Here is a 7,472-nt window from a genome sequence, read left to right on the forward strand (position 1 = left end):
TAAAAAAGTGGCTAAGTCGCTAAGTTTCTAAGTACCTAAGTTTTTATTATTTTTCCTGTTATTTTGAGGTGTTTTTTCAGGAGCTAATCCTGCTATCCGTTGCAATCTTTTCTGCCGAACCCCGGCAAAAAAGGATTTCCACTTCTATCAGGGCTAGAGATTCAAGGTTTCAAGAACTTCTCGTTTATCAATTAAACAAATTAACTATTAATCAATTAAACAAAAACTATTGATTATAACCAAAACGTTTCAACATATTGGCATTGCTTCTCCAGTTTTTATTCACTTTTACCACTAGTTCAATATGAATTTGTTTTCCGAAGAATTTCTCTAAATCGGCACGGGCATCCATACCTACTTTTTTCAAAGCGGCACCTTTATGTCCAATAATGATTCCTTTTTGAGTTTCACGCTCTACCATAATAATAGAACGAATTCTGATAATAGCTTCATCTTCAAAGAATTCTTCCGTAACGATTTCAACCGCATACGGAATCTCTTTACTGTAATTCAACAAGATTTTTTCACGAATTGTTTCGTTTACGAAAAAACGTTCCGGTTTGTCTGTCAATTGATCTTTTGGATAATATGCCGGAGATTCTGGTAACAATTCGATAATTCTTCCAAAAACTTCCGGTACATTAAAATTCTGTAAAGCCGAGATTGGGAAAATTTCAGCATTTGGCACTTTTGCAGTCCAGAATGCTACTTGCTCTTCTAATTGTTCCTGATTAGAGTTGTCAATTTTATTCAATAATAATAAAACCGGAATTTTAGCGTGAATGATTTTATTAAAGAAAGCTTCATCTTTTAAGTCCTGCTCTCCTATCTCGACCATATAAACTAAGATATCAGCATCTTCAAAAGCCGATTTTACGAAGTTCATCATCGATTCCTGCATTTCATAAGCGGGTTTGATGATTCCGGGAGTATCCGATAATATAAGTTGAAAATCTTCGCCATTCACGATTCCAAGAATACGGTGACGAGTTGTTTGTGCTTTTGATGTAATAATCGATAATCTTTCTCCAACAAAGGCGTTCATCAATGTTGATTTTCCAACGTTTGGATTCCCGATGATGTTTACAAAACCTGCTTTATGTGACATTTGTGTACTATTTATTTTGCAAAGGTAGTCATATCAACTCAATACAGAAAATAAAACATTTTTTAAAGTTTTCGTTGGATTTCTAGAAAATCGGCGTATCTTTGCACCCGAAACATCGCGGGATAGAGCAGTAGGCAGCTCGTCGGGCTCATAACCCGAAGGTCACAGGTTCGAGTCCTGTTCCCGCTACTAAGATAAAGCTTCAGAGAAATCTGGAGCTTTTTTGTTTATATTTACTTCTCCAACTCTTTTACAAGAACAGATTTTAAATCCTGCGTTAGAGTGATTTATACTTTAAAAAAACAATCTAGAAATGAAAAATTTAGCGCTAATATTTTTTTTAATTCTTCCATTTTTATCACTTTCACAAAATGTAAATCTGATCCTACAAGTGAACGGTAAAATCATAATGCCTCAATTTATAAATGTTTACTTTCTTATAAACACTGAAGAAGGTATTAAAAAAATTCATGAAGAATACGTGCCTGGTGATTTAAAATTCAATGAAGAAACTTGGACAATAATTAAAAGCCAACCTGACAAAAAAATTTCCTTACAAATTGAGTACTTTACATACAAAAAAGGCAAACAAGAAATAGCAAATTTTGACCTTGATGTGACTAAGTATCTTATTGACCAAAAATATTTAATTGCTGACATCTATGATTTCAGAGATAAGTCATATAAACATAAATATCAATATATAACAGACAAAAATTATCTTGTTCAGTTTTATTACCGTCCAGAAAATGGAGTTCATGGAATATATATTCCGATGAAATAGCTTCAAAAACCTATCAAATTAGATTGGCATTTTTGATGTAAAGTAGAGTGAAGGTTAAGCAATCTTATGAGGACAAACAACTTTATAATAATCTTCAAAAAACTGTTTAGATATTTTGATTTTTCCCGCTACTAAGACAAAGCTTCAGAGAAATCTGGAGCTTTTTTTGTTTTGGATTACTTTGAAGCAACTTTGCGTTAACTAGCGGAGCGATTGCGCCAGCGTGGAAATGGGAATTAATAGAAAATAATATTTATTTATTTTAAGTCGTCCACAATTGCTTCGAGAATTGTTCCATAATGACTACTGAAACAATTTTTGCGCTCACTGCGGGCTACTTCCGCTAATATGGGCGTTCTTTTTTTTATTTATTCTCTTCGTCAATTTCTTTTATAATTTCTCTTGCTTGCTTAATAGCTTCTTCATAATCATTTTGGGCTTCTTTGGTAAAATTATCAATACCTGACAAAATAATTTTTGTCTTCTTTTTCAATAAAGTCGTATTGATATCTTCATCTTCTTTTCCATTCAGTAATAGATTTATATAATTTGAAGTAAGTTTTTCGTATGCCCTTTCGACAAACGCTATCTCTGGAATAGTTTGCTGATAATAACTCAAAATTTTATTTCTTATCTTTTGATTTTCTATGGTATTTATTTTTCCACTAGATTTAAAGCCTTCATATCGTCCATTATTTACTGATGTATTAATGAAATTTGTACCTGAATTAATTTGTTGATGATTCGCTTTAAGACTATCAATTTTTTGTGGTGTAAGATGTAAAGCAAATGATATTTCTTTTTGAGTTTTATCTAATGTTTTTTTTGTCTCTTCCAGGTTTGAAATGTCATTTTGCAAATCTTCCTTCAACCCCATTAAAAATGTTTGAGCATCTTTATGCTCATGTCTTTCCTCGCTCCAGGAGTGAAGCCAAATTGAAAGTGAAACTGCAAATACAATAATTAAAATTTCAACAAGTATTTCTTTTACTTTTTCTTTGAAGGAATGTTTTTTATTGTTCATCTCTGAATATATATTTTTAGTGTGTTTTATTATTTCGTCTTGCATGGTTTAGTTTTATAATTTTAACTCTGGTGGTTGGTGCAGTTTATTTTAGTACGCTATTTAATTCAACGACTTCAAAGTCATCATTATTTTGTAGTAAGTGTTTTAGTATCGGAATATGTCCTTGTCCAAATATTAGTATAACGTATTTGTCATTTGCATCTACTTGATTCATAATATTTGAATAAATAGCAAGATTTCTTAAATACCATTCTGATACAGCTTCTGCTCCTGCAAAATTTTTACCAGCTCCAATCTTTGCTATAAATTTTAGATAAATTGATAAATTTCTTTTTAATTCTTCAGGTTTATTTATGTATTGTAAAACTTCGGTTATTGTGCCTTTTTTCAATTTAGTATCATAATCATTTAGCATTGCATTTGCCTGGGTTCCTAAATCTTTTAGCAAATACAGTTGATTATTTTCTTTTGCGGTTGCAGCCATTAAGCTATCGTGCATTGCATAGAATTTGTCTATACAGTTTATTTGATTTAATTTTAATTTTTTACCTAGCCTAAAGCCAATTTGTTCTCTTTCTGAAACTGTAAGTTTATAACGGCCTGTTAAATATAAATTATACAAACTATCGCTAGAACGTTGATTTTCAAATGGCCTTTCAATCATCACTTTAGTCGCTTTTGTTTGAGATAGAACATTAGTTAAATCTTCTAATTCACTTTGTCGCTTAGTACTAAAAAAATCGTCTACCTTTAATTCAAACTGATCTAAATGAGGCGTTTCGAAGTGAATTGTACCAATCAATAAGATTTTAGTTTTATGTTTAGATTCTTGTCCAAAGGTTGTTGTTACAATTAAAAGCGCAATTAAAAATGTAGAAATTGTTTTAATGAAAGTCATTTTTTTAGTTTGTTTTTATTATTGTCGCTCCTCTGAATTGTTACCAACTTATTTATACGTATTACAAAACCACATAAAGCGACCAAATCAGGGCACATATGTGTGATAAATAGTACACATTACTTATTTTCAAATATATAGTTTTTCTACTATAAATCATCATAACTTTTATATTACTGGATGATTTTGATACATAAAATAATAATCTGGTTAGGTATTTTAATGCTTCCTGCTAATAATACAAAAAGCTTCAGAGAAATCTAGAGCTTTTTTGTTTATAACAATTTGTAATTCTCTTAGATTTTGAACATAAAATCAATTCAGAACATTACCTCAAGTTTAAAAGCACTAATTTATTGTGAATGGTTACTAACTCTTGCATCGATTTTTTTAAGTCAGCTGGCATATTATCAATTTCTTTTTGCTTGGTGTTGAACTCATTTTCATTTTTGTAATTTGTAATACTTACTAAAAGATTCTTATCCCGAAAAACAGGTAATCCCGGGAAATCATTTTCAGTCATTTCGCTCACCCAAAGCGTTATATCTTCTATTTTTAAATTTTTAAGAAAAGGAATGTAGGTAGTATCAAACAGATTAATAACTTTTTCAAGTGTACTATTACAAACATAGAAATCTACAACGGTGAATGTTTTATCCGTTTTTAAAAACTCTCTATTAATTTGCGCTTTTAATGGTCGAAGCAAATAAACATTATCAGAGTTTATCATCATCTCATTTGCACCTTTGCCATATTCCTTCCAAGTTGCACTATTAATATAAAAATCATTCAAAAATTTTAATCTGGTTTTCATATCTGCAAAGGCACGAAACCAAACAAACCTGTCATTTACGCCATTAATTTTGAATTCTCCCACTGTATATCCTCCCAGTTCATTCATCGGCACAACAAATTTCGAGTGAAAATAATCACTGAACTTATCGGTTAAATTTGGTTTTAATAGATAATTCCGAATTTCTAATACTTGTATGTTTTCTGAATTTTGTTGGGCTAAATTATCCATAATAATTTTTGTATTTATAATATTGAGAGGTCTTAGAGTTTGCGTATTTTAATTAATTTATTAAAAAAATATTGTGTCAAAGTCTTGCACTTTTACTCTAAATATAATAACTTTTTTTCCTTTAAAATGATATTTACAGTTATATTTATTTCCGCAAGATTTCTTCAATCTTTACTTTTTTATTCCTTTTCAAAATTCATCTTTAGTCTCAATTCAAAATAAATTATATATTAGCTACAATATTTTAACAGCTGATATAAAAAGAGTTATCTTATAAAAACCAAAAACTCAATGACCAAAAAAACCATATTATTATTATTCGGATTTATTATTTTAAAATTTGTTTTGCAATATATTTTAATAAGTCCTGAATACGATTTGCAGCGTGACGAATACCTGCATCTGGATCAGGCGCATCACCTGGCTTGGGGCTATTTATCTGTTCCGCCTGTTACTTCCTGGTTTTCGTATCTTATCTTTTTGCTTGGGAATTCTGTTTTCTGGGTCAAGTTCTTTCCTGCACTTTTTGGCGCTCTGACTTTGGTAATCGTCTGGAAAACTATCGAAACACTCAAAGGAAATTTGTATGCTTTAATTTTGGGTGCAACCTGCATTATTTTTTCTTCATTATTAAGAATCAACATATTGTATCAGCCCAATTCGTTAGACGTTTTATGCTGGACGGCTTTTTATTATATAATTATCCAATACATTAAAACCGAAGAAAAAAAATGGTTTTATATAGGCGCCATTGTGTTTGCTTTTGGTTTTCTGAACAAATACAATATTCTTTTTCTGCTTATTGGTCTCTTGCCTGCCCTTTTGCTTTCTGATCAGAGAAGAATTTTAGCAGAGAAAAAACTTTATTTTGCCTTAATTTTAGGATTATTATTGATTCTGCCGAATCTTCTGTGGCAATACAACAATCAATTTCCAATTGTGCACCATATGAAAGTATTGGCTGAAACACAATTGGTAAATGTAGACCGAATGGTATTTTTAAAAGAACAATTATTCTTTTTTATTGGTTCTCTTTTGGTTATTCTTTCGGCTTTGTATGCACTATTGTTTTACAAACCTTTCGGGAAATATAAACTTTTCTTTGCTTCATTAATTTTTACCCTTATTGTCTTTTTATACTTTAAGGCAAAAGCTTATTACGCTATTGGGCTATATCCTATCTATATTGCTTTTGGATCTGTTTTTCTTTCTGAGATATTAAAGGTGGGTTGGAAACGTTATTTACAGCCTGTATTTATTCTAATTCCATTATTGATTTTTATCCCGATGTACAATCTGGATTTCCCAAATAAAAGCCCTGAATATTTAGTAAAACATTCTGATAAATATAAAAAGTTAGGAATGCTTCGTTGGGAAGACGGAAAAGATCATCATTTGCCTCAGGATTTTGCCGATATGCTGGGATGGAAAGAACTTGCCCGCAAAACAGATTCTGTTTATGCATTAATTTCAAATAAAAAAGAAACAATTGTTCTTTGCGATAATTATGGCCAGGCCGGAGCAATTAATTATTACACCAAAAAAGGAATAAAAGCGGTTTCTTTTAATGCTGATTATGTGAATTGGTTTAATCTAAATATTCAATATAAAAACCTCATCAGGATTAAAACATTTGAAGGAAATAATAATGAATTTAAAGAAACAAGTCCTTATTTTAAATCTTCTGCCATTGCCGGCGAAATAACCAATAAAAATGCGCGAGAATACAAAACTACTATTTTTGTTTTTACTGAGGCAAAAGTGAATATTAACAAAAGAATAGAACAAGAAATCAAAGAAGAAAAGAATTATAGTAAATAATGACAGATTTCAGTAATATAGAATATTTAAAAAACGGAAACAAAAGACAAATTCAGGCTTTTGAAGTGCTGACTCAAAATGAAATTTTATTCAATTTAAATGAATTCAATCCTATTTTGGTTGGTACAATTCCGATAAATATTGACATCGAAAACAGTGATCTCGATATTATTTGTTATTGGAAAAACAAAACCAATTTTATAGAAAAACTCAAAGCTTCTTTTGAAGATCAAAGTGAATTTAAAATTAGAGAAACCGATATAAATAATGAAGAGACAATTATAGCAAACTTTAGAGTTGATAATTTTGACATTGAAATTTTTGGTCAAAATATACCAACCAAAAATCAAAATGGATATAAACATATGATTATCGAACATCAAATTCTAGAAGAAAAAGGCGAAAATTTTCGATTAGAAATCATAAAACTCAAACAAAACGGTTACAAAACTGAGCCTGCATTCGCTTTTTTATTAGGTTTAAAAGGAAATCCGTATTTAGAATTGCTGGATTTTAATTTCACTATCTAATCCTTTTTTAATATAAAGCACTGAAAACTTGCGCTTTAAAACTCAAATAAAGCATTTTAAAAAAAATGAGTAATTTCTTTGCATAACCATATTTACTCCGTATCTTTGCACCCGAAACATCGCGGGATAGAGCAGTAGGCAGCTCGTCGGGCTCATAACCCGAAGGTCACAGGTTCGAGTCCTGTTCCCGCTACTACATGGGACAAAGAAGAAAAAGTCTTCTTTGTCCCTTTTTTATTTGTTGATATTCTACTGTTAATGAGATAGATAACGCTAACAA

7 protein-coding genes and 2 tRNA genes are annotated in these 7,472 nt (G+C 30.5%); 5 read left to right on the forward strand and 4 right to left on the reverse strand.

Annotated features, from left to right (window positions below; genetic code table 11):
- Window positions 1-226 precede the first annotated feature (226 nt).
- Window positions 227-1,108, reverse strand: a complete 882-nt coding sequence (gene era, locus EV143_RS19260) for a GTPase Era (protein ID WP_133509559.1) — start codon at window positions 1,106-1,108, stop codon at window positions 227-229.
- A gap of 116 nt (window positions 1,109-1,224) precedes the next feature.
- Here era and EV143_RS19265 point away from each other — a divergent pair.
- Window positions 1,225-1,297: transfer RNA gene (locus tag EV143_RS19265), tRNA-Met, on the forward strand.
- Window positions 1,298-1,421: 124 nt separating this feature from the next.
- A complete protein-coding gene (locus EV143_RS19270; RefSeq protein WP_133509560.1) occupies window positions 1,422-1,892 on the forward strand; it encodes a hypothetical protein in 471 nt (156 codons plus the stop codon).
- Between the two features lie 364 nt (window positions 1,893-2,256).
- Here EV143_RS19270 and EV143_RS19275 read toward each other — a convergent pair whose 3' ends face one another.
- The 3 genes from EV143_RS19275 to EV143_RS19285 form a co-directional block, all read right to left on the reverse strand.
- Complete coding sequence (locus tag EV143_RS19275) at window positions 2,257-2,961, reverse strand: DUF6090 family protein (protein ID WP_133509561.1); 705 nt, start codon at window positions 2,959-2,961, stop codon at window positions 2,257-2,259.
- Between the two features lie 40 nt (window positions 2,962-3,001).
- Entirely contained in the window at window positions 3,002-3,817 is an 816-nt protein-coding gene (locus EV143_RS19280) for a DUF5694 domain-containing protein (protein WP_133509562.1), read from the reverse strand.
- 328 nt (window positions 3,818-4,145) lie between these two features.
- Complete coding sequence (locus EV143_RS19285; RefSeq protein WP_133509563.1) at window positions 4,146-4,841, reverse strand: NIPSNAP family protein; 696 nt, start codon at window positions 4,839-4,841, stop codon at window positions 4,146-4,148.
- Between the two features lie 291 nt (window positions 4,842-5,132).
- Here EV143_RS19285 and EV143_RS19290 point away from each other — a divergent pair, with 291 nt between their 5' ends.
- From EV143_RS19290 to EV143_RS19300, 3 genes are all read left to right on the forward strand, one after another.
- Window positions 5,133-6,662 (forward strand): ArnT family glycosyltransferase, encoded by a 1,530-nt coding sequence (locus EV143_RS19290; protein WP_133509564.1) that lies wholly within the window; start codon window positions 5,133-5,135, stop codon window positions 6,660-6,662.
- On the forward strand, window positions 6,662-7,192 hold the full coding sequence (locus EV143_RS19295; RefSeq protein WP_133509565.1) for a DUF4269 domain-containing protein: 531 nt from the start codon (window positions 6,662-6,664) through the stop codon (window positions 7,190-7,192). The genes EV143_RS19290 and EV143_RS19295 overlap by 1 nt, the downstream gene beginning before the upstream one ends.
- Before the next feature lie 120 nt (window positions 7,193-7,312).
- A tRNA-Met gene (locus EV143_RS19300) sits at window positions 7,313-7,385 on the forward strand.
- Window positions 7,386-7,472: the final 87 nt, after the last annotated feature.

The organism is Flavobacterium chryseum (genome assembly GCF_004362015.1).
Classification (GTDB): Bacteria; Bacteroidota; Bacteroidia; order Flavobacteriales; family Flavobacteriaceae; genus Flavobacterium.

Excerpts from the sequence above, each read along its gene's own strand:
- era (WP_133509559.1), bottom strand. The coding sequence starts at position 1,108 with ATGTCACATAAAGCAGGTTTTGTAAACATCATCGGGAATCCAAACGTT.
- EV143_RS19285 (WP_133509563.1), bottom strand. The coding sequence starts at position 4,841 with ATGGATAATTTAGCCCAACAAAATTCAGAAAACATACAAGTATTAGAA.
- EV143_RS19270 (WP_133509560.1), top strand. The coding sequence starts at position 1,422 with ATGAAAAATTTAGCGCTAATATTTTTTTTAATTCTTCCATTTTTATCA.
- EV143_RS19280 (WP_133509562.1), bottom strand. The coding sequence starts at position 3,817 with ATGACTTTCATTAAAACAATTTCTACATTTTTAATTGCGCTTTTAATT.
- EV143_RS19275 (WP_133509561.1), bottom strand. The coding sequence starts at position 2,961 with ATGCAAGACGAAATAATAAAACACACTAAAAATATATATTCAGAGATG.
- EV143_RS19290 (WP_133509564.1), top strand. The coding sequence starts at position 5,133 with ATGACCAAAAAAACCATATTATTATTATTCGGATTTATTATTTTAAAA.
- EV143_RS19295 (WP_133509565.1), top strand. The coding sequence starts at position 6,662 with ATGACAGATTTCAGTAATATAGAATATTTAAAAAACGGAAACAAAAGA.